Origin of the sequence: Martelella lutilitoris, from assembly GCF_005924265.1 — a bacterium.
In the GTDB taxonomy this organism is placed as follows: Bacteria; Pseudomonadota; Alphaproteobacteria; order Rhizobiales; family Rhizobiaceae; genus Martelella; species Martelella lutilitoris.
In genome coordinates this window covers 113,584-129,436 of the sequence record NZ_VCLB01000004.1, presented here as the reverse complement: position 1 = coordinate 129,436, position 15,853 = coordinate 113,584, and the positions used below count along the sequence as shown (strand labels likewise).

Sequence of the window (15,853 nt, the reverse complement as noted above, 5' to 3'; positions counted from 1 at the left end):
TCTTTTGCCGGGCTCAGTTTATTAGCAAACTGTGCTTCACTGTCATCCGTCATGCCGGCCTTGAGCCGGCATCCAGGGCCAAATAGCGAGGGCCGTGGCGCGTAGGGCACTGTGGCAAAAGGTTTTCTTGTGGCCCTTGCTCTGCACCCTGGACCCCGGCTCAAGGCCGGGGTGACGGAGAATGGGGAGCAGGTTTCTTACATCTCCAACAGGCTTTGTCAGCAGTCTGAGCCCCGGCGGTTTTTTTGCCGGGGCTTGCAACAAGGCCTATTCGTTTGCCGTAATCTGCAGGTTCAGCAGTTTCGGGATCGATTGCGGGGCGGCGGCGCCGGCCATCACGACGGCCAGGATCGGCATCTGCATCTGCGGCTTGATCGACACCGAAATATTCTGCGGATCGGAGAAATAGGTGCCGACGGCGGTGGTCACCATGTCGGCAAGGCCCGGCACATTCATCGCCGAAAGGCTCGCGCCGAGATCGACCTCGATCTTGTCAGCCATCTCCTCGGCGATCATGCCTTCCTTTTCGGCCGCATATTGCAGCGCCCGCGTGGTGATCGAATCGTCGGTGAAGCTCAAGCGGAGTTCGGAAAGCCCGATCTTCTGGCCGAGTTCGAGAAGATATTGCTGGGAGGGGTTCTGCCCGTCTTCGGCCTCTGAAGCGCCGATCTCTTGCGCTTTCTGCCCTTCCTCGGCCAGCTTCTGGAGCGTCTCCATGGTCTCGAGCGTCAGACCGGTCATACCGAAGCTGATATTGAGCGTACCGACATCCTCGACCGCGATCTCATAGGTCGAGAAGTTCATGTCGCCGGACTGCATGTCCCAGTCGCCGCTGACGGTCACGGCTGCATGCATCTCCATCAGGTCAAGCGCCCTCAGCGTCTCGCGCGCCTCGTCCTCCATGTCGTCGACACCGGATAGGTCGATCGCGATGCCGGAAACGGTGCCGAGGAAGCTCGCTTTCGTGCCGCTCTCGATGGTCTGGTCGGCGGCGACGTTTTCAATCTTCGCCACCTGGTGGCCGTCGGTCGTGAAGGTGATGTCGGCGGCTTGCGTGGAGCCGGCATAGTTCATGCCCGACATCATATCCGCGTCCGGGCTTGCCGGAACCTTGATGTCGCCCTGGGTGAAGGAGCCGATATCGATTGCGAAATCATCGGCGGAGAAGGCAAGATCGAAGGTTGAGACCTTGTCGATCGTGTAGCCGCCATTGCCGTCTTCCCGCACGCCCTCGAAATTAAGCGTCACCGGCGCGACCTGTTCCATCTCGATCGACGCATCCGTCATTTCCGCACCGGGGCCGAAGACCACGCCGGAAACCGTGAGATCGCCGTCGTCGCTCTCCTCGACATCGTCATAGGTAAAGCTGAGGCTGCCTTGGGCGGTGGCGGCGGCATTGAGCTTTGAGAGCATGTCTTCGGCATCGAGCGCGAAGGCGGGAGCCGCGCTTGCCGAGAGGATGCTGCCGGCGAGGAGAAGGTGGCGGAAAGGCGATGTGCGCATGGTGTCACTCCCAGGTCGGTTTTTGATTCTCACACGTGTTATTCGGCATATATGACCGAAATGCAATTGTGCCAGAAAAGATGAAGCCGCTTGGGCCGCGCGCGGACGCGCTTCTTTGCCTCTTTACTTGCCGGAGCGCCCGTGAATTCAGGGGATTGGGCCCTCGCGCGCCTTGCGGGAGCCGGTTGTATCCACTAACAAAACCCCATGGGAAACGAAATTCTTCCGCCGGATGACGGCGACAACCACATCGATGCCGTGGACCTGCGCAAGGCGCTGGAAGAACGCTATCTCGCCTATGCGCTGTCGACGATCATGCACCGCGCCTTGCCGGATGTGCGCGACGGGCTGAAGCCCGTGCACCGCCGCATTATCCACGGCATGAGCGAGATCGGGGTGCGCCCGGGGTCGGCTTACAAGAAGTGCGCCCGCATCGTCGGCGATGTCATGGGTAAGTTCCACCCCCATGGCGACGCCTCGATCTATGATGCGCTGGTGCGCCTGTCGCAGAGCTTTGCCCAGCGCTATCCGATGGTCGACGGCCAGGGCAATTTCGGCAATATCGACGGCGACAGCGCGGCGGCCATGCGCTACACCGAGGCGCGCATGACCGATGTGGCGGCGCTGATGCTGGAAGGCATCGGCGAGGATGCCGTCGACTTCCGCCCCACCTATAACGAGGAGGACGAGGAGCCGGTGGTCATGCCCGGCGCCTTTCCGAACCTGCTCGCCAACGGCTCCACCGGCATTGCCGTCGGCATGGCGACCTCCATTCCCCCGCACAATGCTCATGAGCTGTGCGAGGCGGCGATCCACCTGATCAAGCATCCGGACGCAACGGTCGAAGACCTGATGACGTTGCCGAACGCCGACGGGCCGAAGGCGAACATGATCCAGGGGCCGGATTTCCCGACCGGCGGCATCATCGTCGAGGATTTCGCCTCCATGGTCGAAACCTACAAGACGGGCCGTGGCGGCTTTCGCGTGCGGGCGCGCTGGGAGAAGGAGGATCTCGGGCGCGGCAATTACCAGATCGTCGTCACCGAAATTCCCTATGGGGTGCAGAAATCGCGGCTGATCGAGAAGATCGCCGAACTGCTGATCGCCCGCCGCCTGCCGCTTCTCGAAGATATCCAGGACGAGTCGGCCGAAGATATCCGCGTCGTCCTGGTGCCGAAATCGCGCGCCGTCGACCCGGCGCTGCTGATGGAATCGCTGTTCAAGCTCACCGATCTGGAGAGCCGCTTTTCCATGAACATGAACGTGCTTTCCCAAGGCAAGGTGCCGAAGGTGATGGGCCTCGTCGATGTTCTCACCGAATGGCTCGGCCACCGTCGCGAGGTGCTGCAGCGCCGCTCGCGCCACCGGCTGGCGGCGATCGAGCGGCGGCTTGAAATCCTCGGCGGGCTTCTGATCGCCTATCTGAACCTTGACGAGGTGATCCGTATCATCCGCGAGGAGGACGAGCCGAAACAGGTGATGATCGAGCGTTTCGAGATCACCGACGTGCAGGCGGAAGCCATTCTCAACATGCGGCTGCGCGCGCTTCGCAAGCTCGAGGAAATCGAGATCCGCAAGGAATTCGACGCGCTGTCGGCGGAAAAGGCCGATATCGAGGCGCTGCTCGCCTCCGACGACAAGCAGTGGCAGACGGTCGCCTGGGAGATCGGCGAGGTGAAGAAGACCTTCGCCAAGGCGACCGAGCTCGGCCGCCGCCGCTCCACCTTCGATGATGCGCCGGAGACCGATGTCGAGGCGATCCAGCAGGCGATGATCGAGAAGGAGCCGGTCACGATCGTCATCTCGGAAAAGGGCTGGGTGAGGGCGCTCAAGGGCCATGTCGATGCCTCCGGCCTTTCGTTCAAGGATGGCGACAGCCTGAAGCTTGCCTTCCCGGCGCAGACCACCGACAAGCTGTTGATCGTCACCACCGGCGGCAAGGCCTTCACCCTCGGCGCCGACAAGCTGCCGGGCGGGCGCGGCCATGGCGAGCCGCTGCGCATCATGGTCGATATCGATGCCGACCAGGACGTCGTCACCGCCTTCGTGCACGAGCCCGGCCGCAAGATGCTGATCGCGTCCACCGCCGGCAACGGTTTCGTCATCGACGAAGACCAGATGGTTGCCAACACCCGCAAGGGCAAGCAGGTGATGAATGTGACGATGCCCGTGGAGGTGAAGCTGCTGACGCCGGCCAAGGGCGACCACGTCGCTGTCATCGGCGAGAACCGCAAGCTCCTCGTCTTCCCGCTGTCGCAGATCGCCGAGATGGCGCGCGGCAAGGGCGTGCGCCTGCAACGCTACAAGGATGGCGGTCTGTCAGACGCCAAATGCTTCGCGCTGGAAGATGGCCTCACCTGGACCGACAGCGCGGGGCGCACCCACACCCGCAGCGTCGATGAACTGATGGAATGGCGCGGCGACCGCGCCACCGCCGGAAGGATCGCACCCAAAGGCTTTCCGCGGAACGGGACGTTTCGGGGGTGAATTCGTCATTTCCGTGCTTGATCGAGCTACTGTTCGCGCGCTTCGTTGAGGAGCCATTGCATGAATGCAGCGGACCCGGGGCGTCTCGCCTTGTCCGGCCTTACAACCGCAAAATAGCCTGCTGACAGGTCTACGGGCGCGTCGATCGCCAGCGCCAGGCTGCCGGCTTTCAGCGCGTTTGCGGCATAGATGTCGCGCACGACGGCGAGGCCCTGGCCGGCGATGGCCGCCTGGATCAGCAGAGCGTCGTCGGCATATCCCGGTCCCTTTGTCGCGTTTCGGGTCGGGGCAACGCCGTGGGCGTCCAGCCAGAATGACCAGTCGGCCCTGTCACGATCCTGCAGCAGCGGGTAACGCAGACAATCAGCAGGACTGGCCGGCGGTCCGTTGACCAGAATTTCGGGGCTCGCGACGACAATCAGTCGGGGCCTGAACAGCGGCTTGCTATCGAGGCCGGGATATTTTCCGGAACCATGCCGGATCGCGATATCCGCCATCCCGTTCGCCATGTCGACAAGTTGCGCCGAGGTTCCGATCTGAACCTCGATCTCCGGGTGCCGCGTGGTAAAGCGGCTGAGTCGGGGCGTGAGCCAGCATGCGGCGAAGGAGGGCGTCGTGGTAATGACGAGCGGGCGCGTCCGTCGATCTCCGAAAAGCGCAACAGCGCTGTCAATCTGCTCAAAACCCGGCGCAATCTTGCCGAACAGGCGAAGACCATCCGGCGAAAGCTTTATCGAGCGGTTTCCACGCTCCAGCAAGGTCACGTCAAAGCGCGCTTCAAGTGTCCTGATCTGCTGGCTGACGGCGCCCGGGGTCACGTTCAGCACATGCGCCGCGCGTTTGATGCTACCCTGACGGCCGACCTCGACGAAGGCGCGCAATGCGCCGAAGGAGACGGGTGAAACCATGAAGACAGTTTAGCAAAACTAAATCGTTCAGCAATAGATATGATTTGTATGAGCGGACCGGGCATGTATGTCATATCCGCATGCAAACAAACCCTTCCGTCTCCGAGCGGCTTTCCCCCGCCCTTGTCCGCCTTCTTGCCATCGGGGCAGGGGCGGCCGTTGCCAACAGCTACTACAACCAGGCTTTCCTGGGACATCTGACCATCGATTTCGACCTTGCGGCCGGAACGGCTGTCATTGTGCCGGTGCTGACCCAGGCCGGCAATGCGCTTGGAGTGCTGTTTCTTGCCCCTCTCGGAGACCGGTTGGAGCGAAAATCGCTGATCCTTGCGACGACCGCCTTTCTGGTGGCCGCGTTGATCGGCGCTGCGGTTTCGACCAGTTTCGTGTGGCTTGCCACGGTCAGTCTTGCCGTGGGCCTGTTTGCCACCGTGGCTCAGCAGATTGTTCCGCTTGCCGTACATCTGGCGCCGGCCGCGCAGAAGGGACGGACGCTCGGCATGGTAACCGCCGGCATCCTCATCGGCATCCTGCTCGCCCGCACGCTGAGCGGCATCGTATCTGACCTCTGGGGCTGGGCCTTCGTGTTCTGGCTTGCGGCAGCCCTTATGGTCATGATCGGCATCGCTCTGGCAATCCGGCTGCCGCGCGTTCCGCCGACGACAGATATGAGCTATCCGCGTCTGATCGGCTCTCTTTGGACATTGGCCCGGACACATGCCGTTCTGCGACGCGTGGCCGCGGTGCAGTTTCTCATTTTCGCAGCGTTTATCGGCTTCTGGTCCAATCTTGCGCTGCTCCTGGCAGAACCGCCCTTCCAGCTCGGTGGCACGGCCGTTGGCCTGCTGGCGCTTGTCGGCGTTGCGGGCGCCTTGGCCGCGCCTGTTGCCGGCGCCCTTGCCGACAAACGCGGGCCGGCACTGGTGGCCTCGCTCGGCGCCGGCCTTGTCGTGCTCGCCTTCGTCATTTTCGGCTTCTGGCGGGGATCGCTTGCCGGGCTGGTGGTCGGTATCCTGGTAATGGACCTTGCCGTACAATCGTCGCAGGTCGCCAACCAGACTTTGGCCTATTCGCTCGATCCCGAAGCGAGAAGCCGCCTCAACACCGTCTTCATGGCAACCATGCTGGCCGGCGGCGCCGTCGGCGCCGGCATTGGCGGTTCTGCTTATGCCGCGTGGGGCTGGACGGGAACATGTGTATTCGGCGCGGTCGCGGCCGGTCTCGCCCTGCTTCTGTCGTTGCGGCGTTGAGGGGGCTGGAATGACCTTGCGGAATCATGTCCCCCTTGAAAAGGTTATGCGGAGCGTACCCCGATTGCGCGAGGGTCGTCCGGAATGCTCCGGATCGGTCGCTCCGGTAATTCGTTTCGAGCCGTTATCGGGCTGTTGGCCTTGATGCCGTAATCGTGGCTCTCATCCTGTCAGCGTTCGCAACTCCACCAGACTTTTTCCGCGCTGCATGGCGATATTGATGCGCATGGCGTCGGCGATCTTTGTGGCCCATTCCCGGAAAAGCGCGGCTGTTTCGGGCGGGCACTCCTCCTCCGTCGTCTCGCCGAAATGTTTCAGCCAACGTCGGAAATGGACGTCGGAGATTTCTGGGATGGCCAGATGTTCCGGCATTGGCCGACCCTGGTAGCGCCCCGTCTTCAGGAAGACCGAACTCCAGAAATCGGTGATCTTCGCGATATGCGCGGCCCATCGCTCATCCGGCACCACGCGTCTGAAGACCGGGCCGAGGGGCGCGTCCTTGCGGGCTTTCGCGTAGAATTCGGTCACGACCGTGCGGATCAGCGCTGCAGTGATGGGTGTTTGCTGCATTGGTTTTCCTTGCGCGTTTCGTTTTGGCCTTCGGTGGCGTCCGGCTGTTGGCTTTTTGTCCTGGCGGCGGCGAAGCGCTGGCGTCGCGGTCATCAATCTCCCCCTGAGGGGGAGATCGTTCTGGAGCGGGCATCGTCGTCGCATCCCTCTAATTTTCCTAGTCATCGCTTGACATATTCGCGTCGATGATTTTCAAAGGTATTGCTTGTTAAATAACCGGCGCGCTTCGGCGCGCGATCACGGGAGAAACAAAATGGCTTTTGAACTGCCTGCTCTGCCTTATGCGCATTCCGCCCTTGCCGACCGCGGCATGGGGCAGGAGACGCTGGAACTGCATCACGGCAAGCACCACCAGACCTATGTGACGACGCTCAATGGCTTCGTCGAGAAGAATGCCGATCTTCAGGGCAAGTCGCTTGAGGAAATCATTGCCTTTTCCAGGGACGAGGCCGATCTCGCCCCGGTCTTCAACAATGCCGGCCAGCACTGGAACCACCTGCACTTCTGGAACGCGCTTTCGCCCAAGGGCGGCGGCATCCCCGGTCGTCTGGAAGCCAAGATTGTGGAAGATTTCGGCTCCGTCGATGCCTTCAAGGACGCCTTCAAGGCGGCCGCTGTCGGCCAGTTCGGCTCCGGCTGGGCCTGGCTGGTGCTGGGCGAAGACGGCAAGCTGAAGACGGCGAAGACCCCGAACGGCTCCAATCCGCTCGCCACCGGCGAGGGCAAGGTCCTGCTCGGCCTTGATGTGTGGGAGCATTCCTACTATCTCGACTTCCGCAACCGCCGTCCCGATTATGTCGGAAACTTCCTCGATCGCCTCGCCAATTACGAATTCGCCGAAGCCAATCTCGGCTGATGAAAGGACGGACGCCGCGCCTTTGTTGAACAGGCGCGGCGTTCGCTGATCCGATGACTTATGCTTTTACCCAAGACTGCGCCGGCCTCTTCTCCGAAAGACCGGGAGAGGGATCATGACGGTCGATGCCTTTGCCGCAAGCGGGGCGCGGCCCATGCCGCTTGGAAAACCGGCCCGCACGCCGATCGACAAACAGGACTTCCGCGATGCGATGGCCTCGCTTGCCGCAACCGTCTGCATCGTCGGGGCGGCCTCTGAGGGGGAGCGCTCCGGCCGCACCGCGACCGCCGTCTTCTCCCTCAGCGGCGCGCCGCCCTCCATTCTCGTGTCGATCGACGCAGGAGCGCATCTGGCGGGCCTGATTGCGGAAAAGGGCGCGTTCTCGCTTGCCATGCTTGCGGCGACGCAATGGACCGTGGCGGACGCCTTTGCCGGCCGCATCGCGCCCGCCTACCGCTTCAAATGCGGCACATGGACGGCTTGGCCCTCCGGCAATCCGAAGCTTGCGGGCGCGATGACGGCGCTCGATTGCGATGTGATCGGCCGGATCAATACCGGCACGCATGTGCTCTTCGCCGGCTCGATCGCCGAAATCGCGCGGGAGGAGGGGGCTTCGCCGCTGATCTGGCACGGGCGCGGCTATCGGGGTCTCGGCTGAACGTCAGCCCTTGTTGAGCTTGCGGTGCAGCACCTGCATTTGCCGCGCGGCCTGCAGATCGCCCTTGCGGGTGGCAACGTTGGCGCCCTTCCCGAATGTTTCGATGGCGCGCGCGGTGTCGCCCTTGCGCTGATAGGCCTTGCCGAGCGCCGAATAGGCGGCGGAATAATCGGGATCAAGTTCGAGCGCGCGGACAAGATGGGCGATCGCCTCGTCCAGCCGGTCCTCGCCGCCCAGAATACGGCCAAGCGTCAGCCGGCAGAGCGCGTTGTCCTTGCCCTCGGCAACCTGTTTTTCCAGCGCCTCGCGAATTCCGGCGGGCATGCAGCTTTCCTTTCCCATCTCTATCGCGTCTCGCTGACGACATAGGTACAGCGCCGACCGCCCTTGACGATATGCTCGTCGCGGCGGATGTCGACGGAGGGTCCGAGAAGCTGGCGGAAGATCGCGAGTTCCGAGCGGCAGAAGCCCTGGCAGGCGGTGGCCGCCGCGCAGATCGGGCAGTGATGCTCGACAAAACGGCGCGTGCCGTCTTCCGCCGCGTACCAGTCCGCCATATAGCCCTCGGCAGAGCGCAGTCGCGTCAGCACGGCGAGCTTCTCATCCAGGCTGTCGCAGCCCTCCATCGCGGTCTCGTAGAGGCTGCCGGCGCGCCGTTCGCGCGCGGCGATCACCGTCTCGAGCGCCGCTTCGCCAAGTTCGGCGCGAATGCTTTCCAGAAGCTCCACCGTCAGCGTCGCATGGGTATCGGGAAAACGCGCCTCTCCGGCCGCCGTCAGGCTCCATACCTGGCGCGGGCGGCCGACGCCTGCGCGGATGCTTTCGGGCGCAACGAGCCCCGTTTCTGCAAGCCGGGCCAGTTGCTGGCGCGCGGCCTCGCCAGTGGTTCCGAGGCGCTTTCCGAGCTCGGCCGCCGTCAGCCCGCCATGCATCTTCAACTGCATGAGAATGCGGTCGCCGGCGCTGCGGGTCGTATAGCCGGCGCTCGGAGTGCTGTTCTGGGGATTGGTCTCGGTGTCGCGTGCCATGCTTCATCGGGTCTTGTGTGTCACCCGACCCGTATAGCGGCCCCGCCTTTTCAAAGCAATGGCTTTGTAAATCAGATCGGCTAGCGCGATGCCGGATTATCCGGGTCGAAGTCGAACCGGTCGGGCACGGCCATGCCGGCCTCAAGGTGTTTCTCGATGGCCCGGAGCGACACGCCGTCGCGATAGAGCCATGGGTCGCCGGTTTCGCGCTGCCAGGCCTCGGTCGCGGCGCGCATCTCAATCAGCCGGTCGCGATGGGCCGGGTCGCCGGCCAGATTGTTTACTTCGTGCGGATCTGCCTCCAGATCGTAAAGCTCCTCCGGCGGACGGCGGACATAGTCTTTCACCGAGCGACCACCGATCATTGCCGGGTCCTGATTGCGGATCCCCTCCCAGGTCAGCGAGCCGTAAAGATCGCCGGAGAAGGGAAAATCGAGCTGCCAGGCGACATTGCGGTGGTATTTGTAGCGCGTGGTCCGCATGAAGCGCGTCGGCCAGTAATTCGTCACCTCGTGGAAGGTATGCGAGCCGAACACGGCTTGCCAGTCGTCCTCAAGCGTCTCGGCCTCCAGGATCGGCAGCAGCGAGCGGCCCTTACGCGCGCCGGGCGAGGGCTTGTGGCCCGCCCAGTCGAGAAAGGTTGGCAGGATATCGGTGAAGGAGACCAGATTGGGGTTTTGAACGCCCGCCCGCCCGCCGGGCTTGCGGATGATCAGCGGCAGGTGCACGCCGGCATCGTAAAGCGTGGTCTTGGAATTGAGGAAGGGCGAACCATTGTCGGACAGGAAGACGACGAGCGTCTCATCGGCAAGGCCGGAACGCTCCAACTCCTCCAGCACCACGCCGACGCCCTGGTCGAGGCGATGGATCGAGCGATAATAATCGGCAAGCTCCCGCCGCACCTCCGGCAGGTCGGTCAGGAAGGGCGGCACGGTGACGTCTTCCGGCGCAAAGACGCGATCCTCGACGTCGGGATAGGCGCGGTCATTGCCGAAGCCGCCACGGGTTTCATCCCGGTGCGGATCGATGAAGCCGATGGTGAGGAAGAAGGATTTTTGTTCAGCCCTGGCGCTGTGGAAGAAGGCCGATGCCTTGTCGGCGGCCCAGCGTACGTCGCGCTCCCAGCTTTCCGCGCGCACCTGCCAGGGATAGACCGCATCCGGGCCGACATGGATTTTGCCGATGATACCGGTCTTCATGCCGGCGGCGTTCAAAAGCGCCGGCGCGGTCTCCACATGGTCAAAGGTCATGAAATGGTGGTGGTCGTGGTTGAGGCCGTATTGCCCGGTTTCGTGGGTGTGGAGCCCCGTATAGATCACCGACCGGCTGGCTGAGCATGAGGCGGTCGAGGTGAAGGCCATGTCGAAACGCGTGCCGCTTGCCGCAAGCCGGTCGATATTGGGCGTCGCGATCGCCGTCTCGCCGTAGCAGCCGGTCATGCGCCCCAGATCGTCGGCGATCAGAAGGAGGATATTGCGCATGATGGCTGGCTCCGTTGAAGGCTGAGGGGGGCGGAACTGCGGGGAAATTCGCTGATCACCGCGCCGGCCACATCAATGCCGCGCCGAAGCGCCGCACGATCTGAGGCGCCTTCCGCGACGGCGCCCAGATAGCCGGCATTGAAGGCATCGCCGGCGCCGACCGTGTCGATCACCGCGAGCGGCTCGGCATGTTCGACCAGGTAGTCCCGGGCATGGTAGCAGGCAGCGCCTTCCGCGCCGCGCTTGACGACGAGGGTGGCGTCGGGACGCATATAGGGGCTGAGCGCGCGGCAGGCGGCATGCACGGTCTTCTCGCCGGAAAGGCCAAGGACTTCCTTGTCGTTGAGAAGGATATGGTCGGCAAGGCTAACCCATTCGCGGGCTTTGGTGATTGCGGCATCGCTCCAGCCTTCGCCCGGCCAGCCGGGGTCAATGGCGATGGTCGCGCCGCGCGCCCTCAGGCGCTCAAGAAAGGCCGTATGCTCGTCGAAAAGTCCCGGCAGGGCGAAACCGCCGGAAACGAGCGCGATCGCGCCTGTCAGCGGCCAGTCCTCAAGAGCGCCGGAAAAATAGGCGGCATCGAGCCCGTCGAGATGGCCGTTGGTGGAAAAGAAACTGCGCTCGCCGCCGGTCTGCAGCACGCCGACGGAGATCGAGGTCGGGCCGGGCCGGGTCGCGACCCTGTCGAGCGGGCCGGAGAACTGCCGCGTGATCATTGCGCCCGCGGCATCGCTGCCGGTTGCCGAGACGAGGCCGACGGTCTGGCCGAGGCGCTGCAGCACGAGCGCGGTATTGGCCGCCGAGCCGCCGATGCGGAAATCGGACTTGTCCAGAAACACCTCCGTTCCCCATTCCGGCCAATCGGCGACGCTGCCGGTGACGAGGTCGAGATTGGCATTGCCGATGACCGCGATCGGGCACGGCGCGTCGGATGGCCTGAAGCTGCTGTTCATATCGCTCGCCTCCTAAACCGCGACGCCCGCCTTGTCGAAACGGTGCAGCGCCGCCTCGTCCGGCGTCACATAGACGGTCTCGCCGGCTGAAAAATCCTGCGCGCCGGGAGCGCGCACATTCAGCATGCCGGCATCCTCGGTCTCGACATGGACGAAGGTGTCGCTGCCGAGCTCTTCGGACAGCAGAACCTTGCCGGCCCAGCGGCCGTCTTCACGGGAAATTGCGAGATGTTCCGGGCGGATGCCGCAGGCCGCCGCGCCGAAATTCTCCGCGATCTCGCCCTCGATCACATTCATGCGCGGCGAGCCGATGAATTCGGCGACGAAACGGCTGGCGGGCTTCATGTAGAGATCCATCGGCGTGCCGACTTGTTCCACCCGGCCGGCGTTCAGCACCACGATCCGGTCGGCAAGCGTCATCGCCTCGACCTGATCATGGGTCACATAGATCATGGTCACGCCCTTCATGCGTTTGTGGAGCGCCGCGATCTCGATGCGGGTATCGACCCGGAGTGCCGCGTCGAGGTTCGACAGCGGCTCGTCGAACAGGAAGATGCGCGGCTGGCGGGTGATCGCCCGGCCAATGGCGACGCGCTGGCGCTGGCCACCGGAAAGCTGGCGGGGCTTGCGGTCGAGATAGGGCGTGATCTGCAGCATCTCGGCGGCCTCGCGAATGCGCTTGTCGGCCTCGGCCTTGTCGAGCTTGGCCTGTTCCAGGCCGAAGGCCATGTTCTCGTAGACCGTCATATGCGGATAAAGCGCATAGGACTGGAACACCATGGAGATGCCGCGCTTTGCCGGCAGCACGTTGTTGACGCGCGCGCCATCGATCATCAGGTCGCCGCCGGAGATATCCTCCAGGCCGGCGATCAGCCGCAGCAACGTGGACTTGCCGCAACCCGAGGGGCCGACGAAGACGATGAATTCGCCCTTTTCGAGGGTGAGGTCGATATCCTTCAGCACCTCGACATGGCCGAAGGACTTGCAGATCTTGTTAAGTTCGATGGAGGCCATGAGACTATCCTTTCACGGCGCCGGCGGTCAGGCCGGAAACGATTTTGCGCTGGAAGACGAGGACGAGCGCGATCAGCGGCACCGTGACGATCACGGACGCCGCCATGATATTGCCCCACGGCACCTCGAATTCGGAAAGGCCCGAGATCATCGCGATCGCCACCGGCACGGTGCGCTGGCTGTCGGTGGACAGAAAGGTGAGGGCGAACAGGAACTCGTTCCAGGCATGGATGAAGGCGAGAAGCCCGGTCGTCACCATTGCCGGCCACATCAGCGGCAGGAAGATGCGGCGGATGATGGTAAACGACGAGGCCCCGTCCATGATCGCCGCCTCCTCGATCTCGATCGGCATGTCGCGCATGAAGGTGGTCAGCACCCAGACCGTAAACGGCAGGGTGAAGATCATGTAGGAGAAGACCAGCGACCACAGCGAGTTGAACAGGCCGAAGGCGCGGATCAGCTCGAACAGGCCGGAAAGCACGGCGATCTGCGGAAACATCGACACCGAAAGAATGGTGAAGAGCAGCATGCCGCGTCCCCTGAACCGTATACGGCTCAAGGCAAAGGCTGCGGTGACGCCGAGGAACAGCGAGAAAATGACGACCACGGTGGCGACGAAGATCGAATTGAAGATCTGGTGGCCGAACACGCCATCGGTCAGCATGTGTTCGTAGTTGGCGAAGGTGATCGCCTTCGGCAGATAGTTGACCTCGAACAGCGCCTGTCCGTTCTCCAGCGATGTCAGGACGGCGTAGTAGAAGGGAAACAGCGCCTGGGCGAGGATGACGAGGACCAGCGCGTAAAACGCAATGCGCTTGATCGGAGCGGGAATGGTCATCTCTCACCTCCAAGGTTCATGCGGGTGGCGCGGATGAAGCCGATCGTGAGCAGCGCAATGATCAGGAACAGCAGCGTGGAGGCCGCCGAGCCATAGGCGAAACGATCGAAATCGAACAGGTTCTCTCGGGCGAACACCGACATCGTGGCCGTATTGGCATTGTTGGGGGTCAGCACATAGACGATATCGAAGACGCGCAGCGCATCGAGCGCGCGGAAGACGATCGCCACCAGAACGGCCGGCATGATCAGCGGCAGGGTGACCTTGCGGAACACGCGGACGGGATGAATGCCGTCGAGCTTTGCCGCCTCATACATGTCCTTCGGCACCATCTGCAGGCCGGCAAGGATCAGAAGCGCCATGAAGGGCGTGGTTTTCCAGATGTCGACGATCAAAACGGCAAGCATTGCGGTATCGGGATCGGCGGTCCAGGCGACGGGCTCTGAGATGATATGCAGCTTCATCAGCATGTCGTTCAGGATCCCGAACTGGTCATGCATCATCCAGGCCCACATCTTGGCCGAGACGATGGTGGGGATCGCCCAGGGGATCAGCACGGCGGCGCGCACCAGCGAGCGGCCAAAGAACTGGGTATTGAGAACGAGCGCGATGACCATGCCGAAAATGGTTTCGAACAGCACCGAGAAGAAGGTGAAACGCAGCGTGTTCCAGACGGCCTGCCACCAGTCCGGATCGGCCAGAAGACCGTAATATTCGCCTTCGCCGCCGCCATAATCGAGATATTCGAGATAGTTGCGGAAGCCGACCCATTGCGCCTGGCCGGGAAAATCGATCGATGCGTCGGTGAAGCCGAAATAGATCGTCTTGACCAGCGGATAGACCGCGACCACGGCAAGCACCGCGAGCATCGGCGCCAGGAAGACCCAGGCGGACATCACCCGCTGTTGTGACAGGGTCGATTTTTCGACCGGTTCTGCCATGTTCCGTTCCCTTCTTGTCATTGGTTGAGACGGCGCCGCGCGGCCGTTTGCCGCGCGGCGCCGGCCGATCTTACCAGCCGTTGCCGCGCAGGCGCTTCAGCTTTGCTTCCAGCTTGGCGAGGTTCTGCTCGGCGGTGCCGTCGCCCGAAAGCGTATCATGCACGGCGGTCCAGAACTCCGAGGAGACTTCGTTATATTTGCGCTTGGTTGCGGCGGACGGACGCGGCAGGGCGTTGAGCACGACCGGCTTCCAGCGCGGGATGAAGGGCTGGGCTTCTGCCACTTCCGGATCGTCGTAGACGGCGGTCACGGTCGGCGGACGCGAGGTCTCGATCGCGCGTTCCTTCTGGTTCTCGAAGTTGTTGAGATACTTCACCAGCTCGATCGCCTCTTCCTGGTTCGGCGAATATTTGGAAACGGCCAGATGCCAGCCGCCCAGCGTGGCCGCCGAACTGTCGCCTTCGCCGCCGACGGGCAGCGTGGTCACGTCGAACTTGCCCTTGACCGGGGAATCCGGACCGTCCGCCAGCGCATAGGCATAGTTCCAGTTGCGCATGAAGACGGCGTTGCCCGACTGGAACACGCCACGCGCATCCTCTTCCATGTAGTTGAGCACGCCCTGCGGCGCGATCGTGCCGACCCAGGATTTCGCCATGTTGAGCGCTTCGGCGGCTTCCGGGTTGTTGATGGCGATGGAGCCGTCGAGCTCGACGATGCGACCGCCGCCATAGGAATAGATCCATTCCTGGCCGTCGCAGGTCAGCCCCTCATAGGGCGCGCCCTGGAAGACGAAGCCCCACATGTCGCCATTGCCCTCAGCCCGCTCGCCATCCATGATGATCTTGGCCGTTTCGGTCATCTCGTCCCAGGTTTCGGGAACCGGACGGTCGTATTTTTCCAGAAGGTCCTTGCGGTAATAGAGCGCCGGTGCGCCGAGGAACATCGGCAGGGCCACGAGCTTGCCGTCGACGGTCTGGGATTCGACCGATGCCGGAACGAACTGGTCGATGATGTCGGCGGTCGCCTCGGTCAGGTCGACAAAGTGGTCGGCCAGCTGCGGCGCGCCGATGACGTCGATGCGGTAAACGTCGATATCCGGCGACTTGGCCGAAAGCCAGAGCTTGTACTGGCCGAACTGGTCGGTCGTCGATTCCGGCATGGAGACGATGTTGACCGTGTTGCCTGTCATCTCCTGGTAACGGTCGAGCTCCTTGCGCAGGACCTCGTTGTCCTTGCCGATCGCGCCATGGACGATGTTGAGTTCGACGGCGCCCGCCGAAACGGACATCAGGGCGCTGGCGGCCAGCAGCACGCCGGTGAATGTCTTGAAATGCTTCATTGCCTGTTCTCCCTCCGGTCGCTGTGC

15 protein-coding genes are annotated in these 15,853 nt (G+C 62.9%); 4 read left to right on the top strand and 11 right to left on the bottom strand.

Annotated elements, in window-relative coordinates; all coding sequences use genetic code 11:
* Positions 1–267 precede the first annotated feature (267 nt).
* Positions 268–1,503: a hypothetical protein gene (locus FF124_RS07915; RefSeq protein WP_138747958.1), complete on the bottom strand. Its 1,236-nt coding sequence runs from the start codon at positions 1,501–1,503 to the stop codon at positions 268–270.
* Positions 1,504–1,710: 207 nt separating this feature from the next.
* Between FF124_RS07915 and parC the strand changes: the two genes are divergently transcribed.
* Positions 1,711–3,990 (top strand): DNA topoisomerase IV subunit A, encoded by a 2,280-nt coding sequence (gene parC / locus FF124_RS07910; RefSeq protein WP_138747957.1) that lies wholly within the window; start codon positions 1,711–1,713, stop codon positions 3,988–3,990.
* 26 nt (positions 3,991–4,016) lie between these two features.
* Here parC and FF124_RS07905 read toward each other — a convergent pair whose 3' ends face one another.
* Positions 4,017–4,898 (bottom strand): LysR substrate-binding domain-containing protein, encoded by an 882-nt coding sequence (locus tag FF124_RS07905; RefSeq protein WP_138747956.1) that lies wholly within the window; start codon positions 4,896–4,898, stop codon positions 4,017–4,019.
* A gap of 80 nt (positions 4,899–4,978) precedes the next feature.
* Between FF124_RS07905 and FF124_RS07900 the strand changes: the two genes are divergently transcribed.
* Positions 4,979–6,148, top strand: coding sequence for an MFS transporter (locus FF124_RS07900; RefSeq protein ID WP_138747955.1), 1,170 nt, complete (start codon positions 4,979–4,981; stop codon positions 6,146–6,148).
* 162 nt (positions 6,149–6,310) lie between these two features.
* Here FF124_RS07900 and FF124_RS07895 read toward each other — a convergent pair whose 3' ends face one another.
* Entirely contained in the window at positions 6,311–6,718 is a 408-nt protein-coding gene (locus FF124_RS07895; protein WP_138747954.1) for a group III truncated hemoglobin, read from the bottom strand.
* A gap of 253 nt (positions 6,719–6,971) precedes the next feature.
* On the opposite strand from FF124_RS07895, the gene FF124_RS07890 reads away from it, so the two are divergent.
* Positions 6,972–7,574, top strand: a complete 603-nt coding sequence (locus FF124_RS07890; RefSeq protein ID WP_138747953.1) for a superoxide dismutase — start codon at positions 6,972–6,974, stop codon at positions 7,572–7,574.
* 115 nt (positions 7,575–7,689) lie between these two features.
* A complete protein-coding gene (locus FF124_RS07885) occupies positions 7,690–8,232 on the top strand; it encodes a flavin reductase family protein (RefSeq protein ID WP_138747952.1) in 543 nt (180 codons plus the stop codon).
* A 3-nt stretch (positions 8,233–8,235) separates the two neighbouring features.
* Here the strand turns inward: FF124_RS07885 and FF124_RS07880 are convergent, their stop codons facing one another.
* From FF124_RS07880 to FF124_RS07845, 8 genes are all read right to left on the bottom strand, one after another.
* Entirely contained in the window at positions 8,236–8,556 is a 321-nt protein-coding gene (locus FF124_RS07880; RefSeq protein ID WP_138747951.1) for a tetratricopeptide repeat protein, read from the bottom strand.
* Positions 8,557–8,576: 20 nt separating this feature from the next.
* On the bottom strand, positions 8,577–9,260 hold the full coding sequence (locus FF124_RS07875) for a helix-turn-helix transcriptional regulator (protein WP_138747950.1): 684 nt from the start codon (positions 9,258–9,260) through the stop codon (positions 8,577–8,579).
* 80 nt (positions 9,261–9,340) lie between these two features.
* Entirely contained in the window at positions 9,341–10,741 is a 1,401-nt protein-coding gene (locus FF124_RS07870; protein ID WP_138747949.1) for a sulfatase family protein, read from the bottom strand.
* Positions 10,720–11,694: a carbohydrate kinase family protein gene (locus FF124_RS07865; protein WP_138747948.1), complete on the bottom strand. Its 975-nt coding sequence runs from the start codon at positions 11,692–11,694 to the stop codon at positions 10,720–10,722. Before FF124_RS07865 ends, FF124_RS07870 begins: the two co-directional genes overlap by 22 nt.
* 12 nt (positions 11,695–11,706) lie before the next feature.
* Positions 11,707–12,708, bottom strand: coding sequence for an ABC transporter ATP-binding protein (locus FF124_RS07860; protein ID WP_138747947.1), 1,002 nt, complete (start codon positions 12,706–12,708; stop codon positions 11,707–11,709).
* A 4-nt stretch (positions 12,709–12,712) separates the two neighbouring features.
* Positions 12,713–13,546, bottom strand: coding sequence for a carbohydrate ABC transporter permease (locus FF124_RS07855; RefSeq protein WP_138747946.1), 834 nt, complete (start codon positions 13,544–13,546; stop codon positions 12,713–12,715).
* Complete coding sequence (locus FF124_RS07850) at positions 13,543–14,487, bottom strand: carbohydrate ABC transporter permease (RefSeq protein ID WP_138747945.1); 945 nt, start codon at positions 14,485–14,487, stop codon at positions 13,543–13,545. The genes FF124_RS07855 and FF124_RS07850 overlap by 4 nt, the downstream gene beginning before the upstream one ends.
* A gap of 70 nt (positions 14,488–14,557) precedes the next feature.
* Positions 14,558–15,826, bottom strand: coding sequence for an ABC transporter substrate-binding protein (locus FF124_RS07845; protein WP_138747944.1), 1,269 nt, complete (start codon positions 15,824–15,826; stop codon positions 14,558–14,560).
* Positions 15,827–15,853: the final 27 nt, after the last annotated feature.